The sequence below is a fragment of the Streptococcus sp. oral taxon 061 genome (genome assembly GCF_964211575.1).
Classification (GTDB): domain Bacteria; phylum Bacillota; class Bacilli; order Lactobacillales; family Streptococcaceae; genus Streptococcus.
Genome location: NZ_CAXOQQ010000009.1, coordinates 36,606 through 51,494, shown reverse-complemented (window position 1 = coordinate 51,494; position 14,889 = coordinate 36,606). Strand labels below are relative to the sequence as shown.

Annotated in this window: 16 protein-coding genes and 1 pseudogene; 3 read left to right on the top strand and 14 right to left on the bottom strand. The window is 41.2% G+C overall.

Annotation, left to right across the window (positions count from 1 at the left end):
- Window positions 1–130: 130 nt before the first annotated feature.
- From AB8E63_RS07590 to AB8E63_RS07560, 7 genes and pseudogenes are all read right to left on the bottom strand, one after another.
- The gene (locus AB8E63_RS07590; RefSeq protein ID WP_368910650.1) at window positions 131–973 is read right to left on the bottom strand and encodes an amino acid ABC transporter substrate-binding protein; all 843 of its coding nucleotides are present in this window, start codon (window positions 971–973) and stop codon (window positions 131–133) included.
- A 103-nt stretch (window positions 974–1,076) separates the two neighbouring features.
- Window positions 1,077–1,400: an AzlD domain-containing protein gene (locus tag AB8E63_RS07585; protein ID WP_281335527.1), complete on the bottom strand. Its 324-nt coding sequence runs from the start codon at window positions 1,398–1,400 to the stop codon at window positions 1,077–1,079.
- A pseudogene (locus AB8E63_RS07580) lies at window positions 1,390–2,084 on the bottom strand (AzlC family ABC transporter permease). Before AB8E63_RS07580 ends, AB8E63_RS07585 begins: the two are co-directional and overlap by 11 nt.
- 199 nt (window positions 2,085–2,283) lie before the next feature.
- Window positions 2,284–3,294: a tRNA (adenosine(37)-N6)-threonylcarbamoyltransferase complex transferase subunit TsaD gene (gene tsaD, locus AB8E63_RS07575; protein WP_368910648.1), complete on the bottom strand. Its 1,011-nt coding sequence runs from the start codon at window positions 3,292–3,294 to the stop codon at window positions 2,284–2,286.
- Window positions 3,284–3,721, bottom strand: a complete 438-nt coding sequence (gene rimI, locus AB8E63_RS07570; RefSeq protein WP_368910647.1) for a ribosomal protein S18-alanine N-acetyltransferase — start codon at window positions 3,719–3,721, stop codon at window positions 3,284–3,286. The genes tsaD and rimI overlap by 11 nt, the downstream gene beginning before the upstream one ends.
- Window positions 3,718–4,401, bottom strand: coding sequence for a tRNA (adenosine(37)-N6)-threonylcarbamoyltransferase complex dimerization subunit type 1 TsaB (gene tsaB, locus AB8E63_RS07565; RefSeq protein ID WP_368910646.1), 684 nt, complete (start codon window positions 4,399–4,401; stop codon window positions 3,718–3,720). The genes rimI and tsaB overlap by 4 nt, the downstream gene beginning before the upstream one ends.
- A gap of 110 nt (window positions 4,402–4,511) precedes the next feature.
- Window positions 4,512–4,718: a hypothetical protein gene (locus AB8E63_RS07560; protein WP_368910645.1), complete on the bottom strand. Its 207-nt coding sequence runs from the start codon at window positions 4,716–4,718 to the stop codon at window positions 4,512–4,514.
- A 272-nt stretch (window positions 4,719–4,990) separates the two neighbouring features.
- Here AB8E63_RS07560 and AB8E63_RS07555 point away from each other — a divergent pair, with 272 nt between their 5' ends.
- A complete protein-coding gene (locus AB8E63_RS07555; RefSeq protein WP_049496700.1) occupies window positions 4,991–5,224 on the top strand; it encodes a DNA-dependent RNA polymerase subunit epsilon in 234 nt (77 codons plus the stop codon).
- Window position 5,225: 1 nt separating this feature from the next.
- The gene (locus AB8E63_RS07550; RefSeq protein ID WP_004250408.1) at window positions 5,226–6,905 is read left to right on the top strand and encodes a ribonuclease J; all 1,680 of its coding nucleotides are present in this window, start codon (window positions 5,226–5,228) and stop codon (window positions 6,903–6,905) included.
- A 44-nt stretch (window positions 6,906–6,949) separates the two neighbouring features.
- On the opposite strand, the gene AB8E63_RS07545 is transcribed toward AB8E63_RS07550, so the two are convergent.
- The 7 genes from AB8E63_RS07545 to AB8E63_RS07515 all read right to left on the bottom strand — a co-directional run bounded on the left by AB8E63_RS07545 (window position 6,950) and on the right by AB8E63_RS07515 (window position 13,672).
- Window positions 6,950–7,987 carry an aldose epimerase family protein gene (locus tag AB8E63_RS07545; protein ID WP_368910642.1) on the bottom strand — a complete coding sequence of 346 codons (1,038 nt, stop codon included), beginning with the start codon at window positions 7,985–7,987 and terminating at the stop codon, window positions 6,950–6,952.
- 13 nt (window positions 7,988–8,000) lie between these two features.
- Complete coding sequence (locus AB8E63_RS07540; RefSeq protein ID WP_368910641.1) at window positions 8,001–9,164, bottom strand: SIS domain-containing protein; 1,164 nt, start codon at window positions 9,162–9,164, stop codon at window positions 8,001–8,003.
- Between the two features lie 99 nt (window positions 9,165–9,263).
- Window positions 9,264–9,668 carry a PTS sugar transporter subunit IIA gene (locus AB8E63_RS07535; protein ID WP_000167445.1) on the bottom strand — a complete coding sequence of 135 codons (405 nt, stop codon included), beginning with the start codon at window positions 9,666–9,668 and terminating at the stop codon, window positions 9,264–9,266.
- A gap of 3 nt (window positions 9,669–9,671) precedes the next feature.
- A complete protein-coding gene (locus tag AB8E63_RS07530) occupies window positions 9,672–10,493 on the bottom strand; it encodes a PTS system mannose/fructose/sorbose family transporter subunit IID (RefSeq protein WP_000185293.1) in 822 nt (273 codons plus the stop codon).
- Window positions 10,480–11,385: a PTS mannose/fructose/sorbose/N-acetylgalactosamine transporter subunit IIC gene (locus AB8E63_RS07525; protein WP_036755372.1), complete on the bottom strand. Its 906-nt coding sequence runs from the start codon at window positions 11,383–11,385 to the stop codon at window positions 10,480–10,482. The genes AB8E63_RS07530 and AB8E63_RS07525 overlap by 14 nt, the downstream gene beginning before the upstream one ends.
- Window positions 11,386–11,411: 26 nt before the next feature.
- Window positions 11,412–11,888, bottom strand: a complete 477-nt coding sequence (locus tag AB8E63_RS07520; RefSeq protein WP_004250394.1) for a PTS system mannose/fructose/N-acetylgalactosamine-transporter subunit IIB — start codon at window positions 11,886–11,888, stop codon at window positions 11,412–11,414.
- Entirely contained in the window at window positions 11,885–13,672 is a 1,788-nt protein-coding gene (locus AB8E63_RS07515; RefSeq protein WP_368910639.1) for a beta-galactosidase family protein, read from the bottom strand. Before AB8E63_RS07515 ends, AB8E63_RS07520 begins: the two co-directional genes overlap by 4 nt.
- A gap of 322 nt (window positions 13,673–13,994) precedes the next feature.
- Between AB8E63_RS07515 and AB8E63_RS07510 the strand changes: the two genes are divergently transcribed.
- Window positions 13,995–14,711 carry a GntR family transcriptional regulator gene (locus AB8E63_RS07510; RefSeq protein WP_006153065.1) on the top strand — a complete coding sequence of 239 codons (717 nt, stop codon included), beginning with the start codon at window positions 13,995–13,997 and terminating at the stop codon, window positions 14,709–14,711.
- Window positions 14,712–14,889: the final 178 nt, after the last annotated feature.

Here is a 14,889-nt window from a genome sequence, read left to right as displayed (position 1 = left end):
TCTGTAATAGTATCTCATACTTTATTTGAATAAGCAAATTGTTATTAGATAGGCAGACATATAGCTTGAAACTATATGTCGAAAGAGTGCAAAATCATCCATTTACTAAAGAATGGATGATTGCTAAACACTATTTAATATCAGCTTCTGCTGGCAGGTAAGAGCCACCAAAGAACTGTTGAGATAGTTTTTCAAGAGTTCCGTCTTTATATAGTTCTTGGATACGTTTGTCAACAAATGATTTCAACTCATCTTGACCTTTTGCAAGAAGTGGATAAACGTAAGGTTGTTGGTCGCTTGGAAGTTCGATGACTTTCAAGTTATCCAAACCTTGGTTTTTGATAACTGTTTCTACACCGATTTTGTCAAAAATCTTGTAGTCAAATTGTCCATCGCTCAAGCGAGACATGATTTGTTGGAAATCTGCCTTAGTATAATTAAGGATAGTTGGATTGTCCGCATGTTCTTTGTTGTATGCTTCCAATTGTTTAGCTGAGGTTGTTCCTTGAACGACTTCAGTAGATTTTCCACCGATATCATCAAGAGACTTGATGCTAGTGTCGTCCTTCTTCACAACAAGAACGTTAGGGTTTTTAGCAGTTGGCGCTGCGTATAGGTATTTCTCTGCACGTTCTTTGGTATAACTGAGGTTGTTAACGGCCATTTGGTAACGATCGCTATCAAGGCCTGGGAAAATCCCTGACCACTCTGTCTTTTCAAACTTGACAGTATACTTGTCTGAGTCTTTAAAGATAGCACGAATAAGCTCAATCTCGTAACCTGTCAATTCACCATTTTCCTCATAGATAAATGGTTTTGGTGATCCATTAGTTGCTACAACGATTTCTTTCTTACCAGATGTTGCTTCACCAGATGCAGCATCTTTCTTCTCACCACCTGAGCAAGCTGCTAATACACCTGCAGCAACAAGCCCTAGGGCAGCAAGTGATGAATATTTAACGATTTTTTTCATGTCATTTCCTCCAAAATAGAATACTGTATTATCTTAACAGAAAAAAGGAATTTACGCCATTATATGATATCTATCTCTGTGATAAGTTTTCTTTATGACTGATTTAAAAGACCAAACGGAGGACTGCTATCAAGGCTACTCCAAAGATAACCGTCCCCACCAGATTGCGGTAACGAAAGGCTACAAAGGCTGTTGGAAAAACTGCTAAAAAGTCTAACCACTTTATCTGTGGGAAACTTCCAACTTTTCCTGTTACTACACTTGAAAGAATCAAGGCGAAGATAATAGATACAGGTAAAAATTTCAAAAAACGCTCTACGATTGCTGGCAATCCTTTGTACTTAGCAAGGATGAAAGGAATCATTCTCGGAATCCAAGTCACCAAGCCAGACAAGATAATTGCCATTAAAATATACTTACTGACCATCCAAAATCACCCCCATCGTACAACCTAGCAAGGTCGCAAACAGTACAGCTAGTGACTGGGACACCACTGTCAAAAGCATAAAGAAGGAAAGGGCAACAACTCCTAAAATGATGAAGAGGTTGCGCAAGGGAATCCGTTTTTGCATAATTTGAAACTGAGATACAAAAATTCCAATAAACATTCCGACCAAGGCAAAGTCAAGACCGAAAATCTCCGGATTTGGCAAAAGTCCACCTAGAGCAGTCCCGACAACAGTTCCGATAAACCAAGCTAGATAGCTGTTAAGGTTGTTTCCATGCATCCACATAGGATTAACCTTGTCCGTATGGACCAGCTCGCCCATCAAAACACCATAGGTCTCATCGGTCAAGATACTAGACATACCGATATTGTGACCTAGGCTAGTATGGCGAAAATAGGTCGACGCAGCAAGCTCAATAAAAAGAGACGGAGATTGATCAAAAAAACCGTCATAGCAATGGCTGCCACAGGTGCTTGAACTGCTATCAAGGCTATCATGGCAAACTGGGCACTCCCAGCATAGACAAAGAGGCTCATCAAGCCCATTTCCACAGGTGTTACATAGGGAGATCCGATAATACCGCAAGCAAGGCCGATGCTGATATAACCTAAAGCCGTCGGCACAGCAGCCTGTACACCTTCCCAAAATCCTTTTTCTTTCATAAACCTCCTCACTATTCATTCCTTCATCAACTGCTTTCTAAACAGTCATAGCAAAAATTATTATAACACATTCATAAAATAGAAAAAAGTTTAGAATTTGAAGTTAATAAAACACTGTTTGTTTTTGTCATCAAATAGCTGCTATCTTAATAAGCTCTCTCATTTGTCCAAACAAAAAAGCCAGCCTCAAGCTGACTCTTTATTTTATGGTATCAAAAGCGAGGCTGGGTTTGGCATTTAGCTCCAAGCCTGCAAAGTTTTCTTTGTTCCACTCGCTGACGCTAGCATAGGCAATCATACCCGCATTGTCTCCGCAAAGACGTAGAGGTGGAATGATAACCTTGACATCGGTGATTTCAGCTGCTAGGCGTTCTCTGAGACCTTTGTTAGCTGCCACACCACCAGCCACAACTAGAGTTTTAACAGGATATTTCTCCAAGGCTTTCTTGGTTTTTGCCATGAGAATATCCATAACTGCTGCTTGGAAGGAAGCGCACAAATCCTCTGTGGACAAGTTTTCTCCCTTTTGCTCGGCATTGTGGTGCAAATTGATAAAGGCAGACTTCAATCCAGAGAATGAAAACTCCAGATTGTCCTCCTTGATCATGGCACGAGGGAAGTCATATATATCCTGACCTTTATGAGCCAACTCATCAATCTCACGACCTGCTGGATAGGTCAAGCCCATGACACGACCGACCTTATCATAGGCCTCACCAACTGCATCATCACGTGTTTCGCCAACAATCTTGTAATCACCAGCCTCAGACACATAGACTAACTCTGTGTGGCCACCACTAACCAAGAGGGCTAGCAAGGGAAACTCCAAAGTCTCGACACTTTGAGCTGCCATGAGATGACCAGCCATGTGATTCACAGGAATCAGAGGAAGTCCATGAGCCCAAGCAAAGGCCTTGGCAGCTGACAAACCAACAAGCAAGGCTCCGACCAAGCCTGGTCCGTAAGTAACCGCCACAGCTGTCACATCGTTTTCAGTAATTCCTGCTTCTGCTAACGCCTCCTCGATACAAGCTGTAATGACCTCGACGTGGTGACGACTAGCCACTTCTGGCACTACGCCACCAAAACGTTTATGACTCTCAATTTGACTAGCAATGACATTGGACAAGAGCTCGTCATCATTTTTCAAAACGGCGACACTGGTCTCATCACAGGATGTCTCAAATGCTAAAATATATCTATCCTTCATCTATTTCTCTCTTCATGATAATGGCGTCCTCGACTGGATCATGGTAATAGGCCTTTCTCTCAGCGATGACAGCCATTTTTTCTTTCTTGTAAAATGCTTGCGCTCGGTGGTTGGACTTTCTAACTTCGAGGAAAATCTCCTTATCTGTCGGCAATGTTGCAAACAAGGCTGAGGCTATCCCCTGACCTTGATAGGCTTTTTTGACAGCAATTTGCAAGACTTCTGCTTCAAAAAGATTATCCTGAATTGCTAGAAAACCTATCACTTCTTCCCCATCATAAGCTAGAGCATACCAAGCCTGGTCTTGAGACAGGTCTGCTCGGATTTGTTCCAACGTCCAAGGACTAACGGGATAAACATCCGTCATCACTTCGTAGATAGCTTGTGCTACGTTAGGCTGCTGTTGGATTCGTTTAATCTCTATCATAGGCGTTTAATGTAGGAGTCGCCAGACTCGGCGTGGTTCTTGAGCCAATTTTCCTCAGCTTCGACACGTTTGAGATAATTCGGCACAAAATCGTGTAAGGAGTCTGCTTCCTTGTCCCAAGCCCAAAGAGCTAGATTCGCTACGTTTGGTAAGGTTTCTTGGTAGCTAGCCTGCGACAATTGTTCTTGAATCTGCTCCACAAAGGCTCCAACTTCTCCGACAAAGGTTACCTGATCAGCATCCTTAACTTTCTCTAAAACTTCTGCAAAAGACAAATGAGCTTCAGGAAAAACGGGATGGGTATTTTCATAAAATCCTGCATAAACATTGTTGCGACGCGCATCCATCAAAGGAACAACCAAACCTTGCTGCTGGCTCGGTACCAGAGCTAAAAGGCTAGACATCCCAACTAACTCAATGTTCAGGGTATGAGCCAAGGTCTTGGCAGTTGCTACTGCGATTCGCAAGCCAGTATAACTACCAGGCCCCTCTGCTACTACGATTCGATCCAAATCCTTTGGCGTCAAATCTAGACTGGCCATCAAAAAATCGATGGCAGGCATGAGGGTAATACTGTGATTTTTCTTGATATTAATCGTCGTCTCGGCAAGAAGCTGCTTATCCTCTAAAATAGCGAGAGAAAGAGCCTTGCTGGACGTATCAAAAGCTAATACTTTCATAACACATTCCTATCTTTTTGTCTGTTTACTATTATACTACAAAAGCTGACACATGGGAATTTTCTTTGTTTTAAAACAAAATTGTCCTGCCAAACAGACAGGACAAGCACTCAAGAATTCAAACCAAAGTAAAATACGAACCAGACCACATAGGTCACCATGAGAAGGAAAAACGAATACAGAGTCACGAAGCCAATCTTCCAAATGAGTTTGGCTTTCCTATACTCTAGCCGAGTATACAAAACATTTCCTCCGTAAACACAGGCAACGAATACCGCAAAGGCCAGAAGACGAATGATAATAGCTAGTTGAAACATATCCTGCCCTCCTTCATAAGGAAAAACCTCTTTTCTAACTTTATTATAGCACTTGATTCCAAAGTCTTCAAATACTTGTATCGGGCACAATGAAACACATTTCAAGCTCCTTACTTTCATGTTTCCTGCTTTTACTAATTCCCCTTTTTATGTTATAATTGAAATAATTGTAACGAATCAAGGTCAATACAGGCAGAAAATGAAATAGAAACAAACAGCTTCAAGCTGGTAATTTTTTGAATACAGCTGACCTGAAAACAGAAAGGAAACACATGATTTACAAAGTTTTTTATCAAGAAACAAAAGACCGTAGCCCACGTCGTGAAACAACACGCTCACTTTACTTAGACATTGATGCTAACTCAGAACTTGAGGGACGTATCATTGCCCGTGAACTTGTTGAAAAAAACCGTCCAGAATTCAACGTTGAATATATCGAGCTCTTGTCAGACAAATTGCTAGACTACGAAAAAGAAACTGGCGCATTCGAAATTACGGAGTTCTAATATGGCCTATACTCTTAAACCAGAAGAAGTGGGCGTTTTTGCCATTGGTGGTCTAGGAGAAATCGGTAAAAATACATACGGAATCGAATACCAAGACGAAATTATCATCGTTGATGCAGGGATTAAATTCCCCGAGGATGATCTTCTTGGTATCGACTACGTTATCCCTGATTACTCTTACATTGTCGAAAATATCGACCGCGTCAAGGCTCTCTTGATTACCCACGGACACGAGGACCATATCGGTGGGATTCCGTTCTTGCTCAAGCAAGCAAATATCCCTATCTATGCAGGTCCGCTAGCCCTTGCTTTGATCCGTGGAAAACTCGAAGAACACGGACTTTTGCGCAATGCTACACTTCACGAAATCAACCACAACACTGAGTTGACCTTTAAAAATCTTAAAGCAACTTTCTTTAGAACAACTCACTCGATCCCAGAACCTTTGGGAATTGTTATCCACACACCTCAAGGAAAAATCGTCTGTACCGGTGACTTTAAGTTTGACTTTACACCAGTTGGTGAACCTGCAGACTTGCACCGTATGGCAGCCCTAGGTGAAGACGGAGTGCTTTGCTTACTCTCTGACTCGACAAATGCTGAAGTGCCAACCTTTACAAACTCTGAGAAGGTTGTCGGCCAATCTATCATGAAGATTATCCAAGGTATCGAGGGACGTATCATCTTTGCATCCTTTGCCTCAAATATCTTCCGTCTCCAGCAAGCGACTGATGCTGCTGTTAAAACAGGTCGTAAGATTGCTGTCTTCGGACGCTCTATGGAGAAAGCCATTGTCAATGGGATTGAACTTGGTTACATCAAGGCCCCTAAGGGAACCTTTATCGAGCCAAATGAAATCAAAGACTACCCTGCGGGTGAAATTCTTATCCTCTGTACGGGTAGCCAGGGTGAACCTATGGCCGCTCTCTCTCGTATTGCTAACGGAACTCACCGTCAGGTGCAACTCCAACCTGGTGATACGGTTATCTTCTCATCTAGTCCAATCCCAGGAAACACCACTAGCGTTAACAAGCTGATTAACATCATTTCTGAAGCTGGTGTTGAAGTTATCCATGGTAAGATTAACAACATCCATACATCTGGACACGGTGGTCAGCAGGAACAAAAACTCATGCTCCGCCTCATCAAACCAAAATACTTCATGCCTGTCCACGGTGAATATCGTATGCAGAAAGTTCACGCTGGACTTGCCGTAGATACTGGAGTTGAGAAGGACAATATCTTTATCATGAGCAATGGTGATGTCCTTGCCCTTACTGCAAACTCTGCTCGTATCGCTGGTCATTTCAATGCTCAAGATATCTACGTCGATGGAAATCGTATCGGTGAAATCGGTGCGGCAGTCCTAAAAGACCGCCGAGACCTATCCGAAGATGGTGTCGTACTTGCTGTTGCAACGGTAGACTTTGAGTCTCAGATGATTATTTCTGGACCAGATATCCTTAGTCGTGGTTTCGTCTACATGCGCGAATCTGGCGACTTGATCCGTCAGAGTCAACGCATCCTTTTCAATGCTATTCGTATCGCTTTGAAAAACAAAGATGCCAGCGTCCAATCAGTCAATGGTGCTATCGTAAACGCCATTCGACCATTCCTTTACGAAAATACTGAACGTGAACCAATCATCATTCCGATGATTCTCACGCCAGATGAAGAATAATAAAATAAAACTCTCTGAAGCTTAAAAGCTTCAGAGAGTTTTTCTTATTTAACAATAAGCTCGTAACGAGTTTTGCTGGTGAAAGTTTCACCTGCTTTGAGAATCACCTGATCTTTAAGGTCGCTGTGAATGGCATCTGGTAGAGCCTGTGCTTCAAGAGCAACCCCATTATGCTGAATCATTGGTTGACCAGCGATGATGACACTCTCATCCACAAAGTTTGCTGTATAAACCACAAAGCATGGAGCTTCAGTCTTAAAGAGCAAGAATCGACCTGAATTTTGGTCATACAAGAAACCAGCATTGTCATGTCCTTTAGGAAGAGCAAATGGGTGATCCAAGCCAGATACGATTTGGATTTGCTCATCTTCTTCTGCAAATATATCTTTCAACAAGGCACCATTGTAGATATGTTTGACCACATCACGATTAGCATCTGGAGTTTTAGTTGGTACTCCATCAGGAGCGATTGGATAGATACCCTCAGTGTTCAATTGGAAAACATGGCGGTCAACCGTCTGAGTGAAATCGCCAGACAAGTTAAAGTAGCTATGGTTGGTCGGATTGACCAAGGTATCCTGGTCCGTCGTCACCTTGTAGCTAACTTCGTAAGCACCAGTTTCTTCCAAGTGGTAGCTAATCCAAATTTTAAGGTTTCCAGGGAAACCTCCTGTACCGTCTGTTCTTTCTGTGTAAAGAGTCAAACCATGGTCGCTCACCTCGACTAGCTCAAACAAACTAGAATCCCAACCTGTTGAACCGCTGTGGTTACAGTTGCTTGCGTTATTGACTTCGAGTTCATAGGTTTTCCCATTCAATTCGAATGTCGCACCTGCGATACGACCTGCAACTGGACCTACACTCGCTCCATGTTTAGGACTGTTACCTACATAGCTGTCAAGATCATCAAAGCCTAGGATAACATTGGCAAAATTACCAGCCTTATCAGGAGTTACATAGCGTAGAATCGTTGCACCATAGGTCATGATTTCTAGTTGATAGCCTGCTTCTGTTTCAAAGCGATAAGCGACAACATCCTTGCCATCAACTTTCCCAAATACACGTTCTGTGTATGCTTTCATCCTTTTCTCCTTATTATTTGAATTCGTGAATAATAACACCTTGAACGACGCGGTTTACTGTACCTGTAGGTGATGGTGTATCTGGTCTATTTCCAACCTTAAGCGAAGTCAAGAGAGCAAATAATTGACCATAAACAATATAAGGGAATACACGGTAAACGTCATTCAAGACACCGCCACAGCCAAGTGCTACTTCCTTAACGTTCTCAAGACCAAAGGCTTGATCGCTCAAGAGAACAACACGACGAGCAATTTGGTCACCTGCAACTTCACGAACCAAGTCTAAGTCATACTTACGAGTATAGTCTGTTGTAGTACCAAAGACTAGAACTACAGTATCTTCATTGATAAGAGATTTTGGACCATGACGGAAGCCAACTGGGCTTTCATACATAGTTGCAACCTGACCAGCAGTCAATTCCAAAATTTTCAGTTGTGCTTCATGAGCAAGTCCGAAGAATGGACCTGCACCTAAGTAAATCACTCGGTTAAAGTCTAGGTCAACTAACTCTTTCACATCTGCCACATTGTCAAGAACTTTACGAGCAAGACTAGAAAGCACTTCAAAACGTTCAGCTTTAACAGCAAATTCAGTTGGATCGAAAACCAAAAGCGCTGTCAACATCATTGAAGTAAAGCTTGATGTCATAGCAAAGCCAGCATCGTTAGAAGCTGCCGGTTGCAAGAGCAAGAGGTTGCGATCGTCACCGTGGGCTTGAAGTGCTAATTTCCCTTCAGCCGCACATGTGATTGTTACTTGATAAAGCTCATCAACTAAGGCTTTTGCCAAGTCAACTGTTGCTACACTCTCAGGTGAGTTTCCACTACGTGCGAATGATACCAAAACAGTTGCCACGTTTTTTTTCAAATAAGTTTGTGGGTTTGCAACGATATCAGTTGTCGCAATAGCATTGAAATTCCATTTACGTTCGTCATAGACTTCCTTGAAGTATGGAACCAAGGTATCACCTACATAAGCTGAAGTTCCAGCACCAGTCAGGATAACCTTGATGTAGTCATGTTTATCTGCAATTCCTTGCAAGAAGGCTGCAATTTCATCACGGCGGGCTTGATAGGATTCAAAAGCTTCCTTCCAAACATCTGGTTGTTGGTAAATTTCGCGTGTGGTGATCTCTGATCCCAACTCAAGCAAATCTTCTTTTGTATAATCTAGCATTGAAAACCTCTAATCTAATATTGTTTCATGATTAAAAACATGGGAATGGGAGTCGCTCCCATTCCCATGTATATTCTCTATAAGATAGTTTGTTACATCTTATTCATCTTCATCGTCGTCGAAGCTAGCCAATAAATCATTAACTTTCACAATGCTTTCTGAAGCACGACTCTTATAGTCCGCATCCATGCCAGTTAGGCTTGCATTGATAAATTCAATGACCATCGGAAGGTTCATTCCTGCATAAAGTTCAATGTCACGACCTTCCATAATCAAACGGCTCACCACGTTACATGGAGTTCCACCAAGAAGATCCGCAAAGACTAGGAAATCATCCAATCCTTCAACAGCAGCTTCAAATTTAGCAGTAAATTCTTCTGGTCCATCTTCTGGAAGAAGAGCAACCGCATGAATGTTGTCTTGTGGTCCCATAATCATTTCTGTGCTACCTTTAAGTTCTTCACAGAAACGACCGTGGCTCACTAAAATCAATGATTTAGTCATAAATTATGCGCCCATTCCAAGTGCAAATTTACCAAAGGCAGAAAGAGCCAAGGCAAGCACGATAATGATACCGATAGCTTTTGTAGAGTTCATACCTTTCTTACCAAGCAACCAGAAGATAAATGCAGTGAAGATTGCTGGAAGCAAACGTGGGAAGATTGAGTTCAAGATGTCTTGGAAGTCAATCATCTTTTCACCGATTGGTAATTTGTATGAAATTTCAAAGTTGATCATTGTTGCTACAAGAGCACCCATCATGAATACACCAAGTACAGATGCAGCTTCAATCAAAGCTGTCAAAGTACTTTGCATGTTGTTGATAAGGTTAACCCCTTCTTTGTATGCAAATTCCAACTGTTTCCAACGGAAGATGTCATACGCTACTGCAACTGCAATCCAAAGGAAGATACCCCAAGGTTGACCAGCAATAGCCATTGTTGCAGCGATAGATCCCATGATAGCAGGTACAAGTGAACCAAAGATAGTATCTCCAAGAGGAGCGAATGGTCCCATCAAACCTGTCTTGATACCGTTAACCGCATCTTTTGAACCAACGCCATCTTTTTCTTCCATAGCAAGGTCAAAACCAGCGATAATTGTGTGGAAGAATGGTGAAGTGTTGAAGAATTGAGTATGAACTTTCATCATTTCTTTCAACTCAGGAGTTCCATCTCCATACATTTTACGCAATTGTGGCAAGATCATGTAAAGGTAACCTGATGCTTGCATACGTTCGTAGTTCCATCCCAATTGGAAAGTGAACAAGCTACGTTTGTTAATTTGATTAAAATCTTCTTTTGTTAATTTGTAATTAGAATTCGTCATCTTCAATTTCCCCACTTTCTGATGGTGTAGAAGGTGCTGCTACAGCAACTTTTTGGCTGTTCTTGAAGTGAACAACCGCAAGGAAGATACCTACGATAGAGATACCGATCATAGACAATCCTTTGAAGTTGTTAACAAAGCCAATTTTTTCAGCAACTTCAGCAGGAAGAGTGCCAATGATTCCAGCAACTGCTCCACCAAGACTTGTTACGTTTGAGTAAAGAACAGTCAACATAGCTGTCAAACCGAATCCCATAGCAAGGTAGTGAAGGTTACGTTTAACTGGAAGGTAACGAAGCAAGATAGCGAATCCAAGACCTGGAAGCATACGACCTGCAAGAGTCAAACCGTCTGCAACCCATTGGTATTCTTTAACAAGGTTTACAACACCTTGTACGAATTCTCCACCGAAAGCAAGGGCGAAGAATACTGGAAGGGCACGAGATAGAGCCCAAGGAAGCGCACCAAGAAGATAGTTACGTTCGATTCCTTTGTAGTCAAAGCGTTCAATCGCAGCGTCAATACGGTGTGCGAAGAATGTAGTAGTCATACGACCAAGTACGTCGAAGTAAGTCAAAAGTGCTGCTACTGGTACAGCGATTGTAGTGATCGCAAGGTCTGTTTCTATACCTTGTGAAACTGAGAAAGCTGTCGCAAGAACCGCACCAGAAGTTGCGTCGATACGAGAAGCACCACCGAAGGTACCTACCCCAAGTACGAACAACTGCAAGCTACCACCGATAAACAAACCAGTTGTCAAATCTCCCATAACTAAACCAGTAATGAAACCAGCGAATACAGGGGAACCTGCAGAAGAAACGATCGTCAACTCATCACAGATTTGATAAGCTGAGTACAAAGTGAGAAGTAAAATTTGCCACCATTGTATCATAACAATGACCTCCTAAAAATTTTTTCCTATTTTAATAAGCTCAAAAAGTCTGAAACTGGATCATTTGGAACCATTTGAGCAGTAAGTTTTACACCTTTTTCCGCCAATTTGTGGAAATCTTCTACGTCTTTATCTACAACGTTGATTGAACGTGTGATCGCACGTGTTTCTGGTGTTTGAGACATATTGCCGACATTGACAGTTTCAAGTGGCACACCTGCTTCTACCAAACCGAGGAAACGGTCAGGTTTGCGTGCTACAATCAAAAGACGTTGGCTATCGTATTTACCAGCAAGGATATTCGCTGCTGCTTTATCAACTGGCAAAATACTAAGTTTTACACCTGGTGGTGTTGCAAGTTTCAAGCCGCTTTTTTCAACGTCGTTGTTCACAACATCATTGTCAACGACCATGATACGTGAAACATTAAGTTTAGCAGACCAAAGGTTTGCTACTTGTCCGTGAATTAAGCGCCCATCTATACGGCATCCTACAATTGTCATAAGTTTTCCCCCTTTATAAGTTTTAGTGTAGGTTTACAAGTTAAATGTATGTGTTCCTTATACTCCCCTTCTGTTTCAAAGATAATGATGCGGTTGGCACCTTCTTTGAGATAGCTATGTGGAATATAAAGAGATAAGGTTGGACCGACATTCCAGAAACGACCTAGATGATGTCCGTTGATATAAGCAATCCCTTTACCAAACTCAGATAAGTCTAAGTAGGTATCCTTTGGCGCCTCAATTTCAAAGTCATAAGCGTAAAAGGCAGGTTGCCCTTCTGTCCATCCCTTAGAGAAATCAATATTCTCTGGGTTATCAAGAGGAAGTGGATATTGCTTCCAGTTGAGCAAGAAATGCAAATCTTTACAAACACCTGTGCGAATTCCTTTTCGCTGTGTATCTGCTAAGAATTTGTGTCCATAGTTGACACGCCCCATATTTTCAATGAGGATGTCAAATCTAGAGAGCGCTTTCTTTTTACCTTGATAAAAAATATCTTCACCGATTTCTGTTTGGTACTGTGTTGCCACTCGTTTACCATCGATAAAGAGTTGAGCTCTATCACGTCCGTCAATAATTCGAATGCGTTCTTCATCCGCATCCCAACTTGCTTCCGTACGATAGAGTAGGTAGCCGTAACCTTGTCCTAGCTCTTCCATTTTCTTAGGGTAGAGACTTTCAATCGGACTGGATAGGCTATCCAAGGTTTCGAAAAGAGAAACTTTCTCGACCAGTGGAATGTTTTCTACTTCCATACTCTCTTTGTAAAGCGGTTCAGATTGCGGATACTCAGGATAGTAAGTCGCCATCATTTCTTTCACTGCGAAATATTTAGCAGTTGGGTTTCCAGCTTCATCAAGAAGAGCGTCGTAATCATAAGATGTTACTTGTGGTAAATCAATGGTTCCTCGAGCTGAACAACCATTCATAAAACCAAAGTTGGTTCCGCCGTGGAACATGTAAAGGTTAATAGAGCCTTGCTCTAAAACCTCGTGGACAGCTTCTGCTAATTCCTCAGGTTCACGCTTGATGATTGGTTCTTTCCATCGATTGAACCAGCCATCCCAGAATTCCATACACATGAGTGGCCATTTCTTGCCGTGCTCATCAAAGAATTCTTGCATCTGTGAGAAATTATAATCAGCCTTGGAACCAAAGTTCCCTGTCACAAAGAGATCATCCTCAATTAAGGTTCCAGCCTTAAGAGTTGCTCGCCATGGTCCATCTGATGTGAAAAGCGGACATGTAACTGCTCGTTCTTCCATCAAACGTCGAATTTCCCTCAAGTAGGTCTTGTCCTCGCCATAGGATCCGTACTCATTTTCGACTTGCATCATGAGAATGTTTCCACCGTTTTCCAATAATCTCGGAACTAGACGTGGAAGCAACTGATCATAGTAGCGACCAACCGTGTCAATGAAAGCTGGGTCAGATGACCGTATTCTCATATCCTTGGTCAAGAGCCATGCTGGTAAACCACCGAATTCCCATTCTGCACAGATAAATGGAGAAGGACGTACTATTGCATATAAGCCCAAATCTTGTGCAGTTTGAAGAAATCTCTCTAAATCAAGATTGCCTTCAAAGTTAAAGTTATCTTCAGAAGGTTCATGCATGTTCCAAGCAACATAAGTCTCAACCGTATTGAAACCTAGTGCCTTGAGGTTATACAATGAATGATGCCAATCTTCCGCAGGAACTCTAAAATAGTGAATGGCGCCAGACAAAATCTTGAATGGTTTCCCATCCAGATAGAAATCATCTTTAATTTCAAATCTTGCCATTCTTCCTCCCCTAAAAGCGAAAAGTTTGCGCTTTCATGTATTGTTATATCAACTATAAACTAATCGGGGATTAATGTCAATACTTTTTGAAATTTTCTTTAAAATTTTTCTATTTTTTTACTGAATCTTTTCTAAAACTCTTCTCAAATCCTATAAAATCAACATTCTGAAAAACTAATGAAATTAAGGAGGAAAACACGAATTATTTATATCTATCCTAAATTCTTATTCCGATATTTTAATTTTTTTAAGTGCTTTTCAGCTATTTTTAAGAATTTATGTTAAAATGATAAGTGGAGAAGGAAAAAAATGAGGTGAAAATATGGCAATTCCAAAGTATCAATACATTAAAGACGAATTGAAAAATAAGATCATTTCTGGTCAATTTGCTAGTGGAGATAAGTTCTACACTGAAGCAGAATTGATTTCCATGTATGATGTTAGTTCAATCACAGTAGTTCGCGCCTTGAACGACCTTGCCAAAGATGGATATATTGTCCGCCAACAAGGGAAAGGAACTTTCGTAGCTCGTGCACGTAAACACAAACTCGTTGAATTTTCTGATGTGGAAATCTTCGAAACCAAAGATGATAAAGTAACTGTTCTTTCTATCGAACGTGGGAACGATCTTAAATATTTAGAAAAACTTGGCCTACGCGGCGATCAATTCTATTATAAGATTGAACGTGTTCGTGAAACAAATGGTGTTACCTATATCTATCACAATTCATACATTCCTGAACAATACATCAATGCCAACTATCCAAATCTTGAATACTATAGTTCTATCTATACTCGTTTCAAATTGGACTACCACATTCACATGAATGACGAGCATTTTGAAGAAATTAACGAAATTGTATTTCCAACTCCAAAACATGCCGCTTCTATTTTAGGAATCGACACTAAATTCCCAACTGTTTTCCAAACTAAGACAACTCAGCTTGAAGCAACCGGTCAAGTTTTGGAATACATCGAAACTTATAAACGTTCTGATTTCTACAAAATTAAATTCATTTCTTGTGACCGTGGTCACTAATTTATAAAAATCCTGAGGCAACTGTCTCAGGGTTTTTATATACCCATTATAGCATCAGCTCCCTTCCCTGAGAATAGCATTTCAAGCAATTCTATAATTAGTAACCTTTTTACTAAAAAATAGTCAAAATTAGAAAAATATATCTTAATTTATAAATTATTCTATTTTTTATAGTAAT

Coding starts and splice junctions, on each gene's coding strand:
- AB8E63_RS07590 (WP_368910650.1), bottom strand. CDS start 973: ATGAAAAAAATCGTTAAATATTCATCACTTGCTGCCCTAGGGCTTGTT.
- AB8E63_RS07585 (WP_281335527.1), bottom strand. CDS start 1,400: ATGGTCAGTAAGTATATTTTAATGGCAATTATCTTGTCTGGCTTGGTG.
- tsaD (WP_368910648.1), bottom strand. CDS start 3,294: ATGAAGGATAGATATATTTTAGCATTTGAGACATCCTGTGATGAGACC.
- rimI (WP_368910647.1), bottom strand. CDS start 3,721: ATGATAGAGATTAAACGAATCCAACAGCAGCCTAACGTAGCACAAGCT.
- tsaB (WP_368910646.1), bottom strand. CDS start 4,401: ATGAAAGTATTAGCTTTTGATACGTCCAGCAAGGCTCTTTCTCTCGCT.
- AB8E63_RS07560 (WP_368910645.1), bottom strand. CDS start 4,718: ATGTTTCAACTAGCTATTATCATTCGTCTTCTGGCCTTTGCGGTATTC.
- AB8E63_RS07555 (WP_049496700.1), top strand. CDS start 4,991: ATGATTTACAAAGTTTTTTATCAAGAAACAAAAGACCGTAGCCCACGT.
- AB8E63_RS07550 (WP_004250408.1), top strand. CDS start 5,226: ATGGCCTATACTCTTAAACCAGAAGAAGTGGGCGTTTTTGCCATTGGT.
- AB8E63_RS07545 (WP_368910642.1), bottom strand. CDS start 7,987: ATGAAAGCATACACAGAACGTGTATTTGGGAAAGTTGATGGCAAGGAT.
- AB8E63_RS07540 (WP_368910641.1), bottom strand. CDS start 9,164: ATGCTAGATTATACAAAAGAAGATTTGCTTGAGTTGGGATCAGAGATC.
- AB8E63_RS07535 (WP_000167445.1), bottom strand. CDS start 9,668: ATGACTAAATCATTGATTTTAGTGAGCCACGGTCGTTTCTGTGAAGAA.
- AB8E63_RS07530 (WP_000185293.1), bottom strand. CDS start 10,493: ATGACGAATTCTAATTACAAATTAACAAAAGAAGATTTTAATCAAATT.
- AB8E63_RS07525 (WP_036755372.1), bottom strand. CDS start 11,385: ATGATACAATGGTGGCAAATTTTACTTCTCACTTTGTACTCAGCTTAT.
- AB8E63_RS07520 (WP_004250394.1), bottom strand. CDS start 11,888: ATGACAATTGTAGGATGCCGTATAGATGGGCGCTTAATTCACGGACAA.
- AB8E63_RS07515 (WP_368910639.1), bottom strand. CDS start 13,672: ATGGCAAGATTTGAAATTAAAGATGATTTCTATCTGGATGGGAAACCA.
- AB8E63_RS07510 (WP_006153065.1), top strand. CDS start 13,995: ATGGCAATTCCAAAGTATCAATACATTAAAGACGAATTGAAAAATAAG.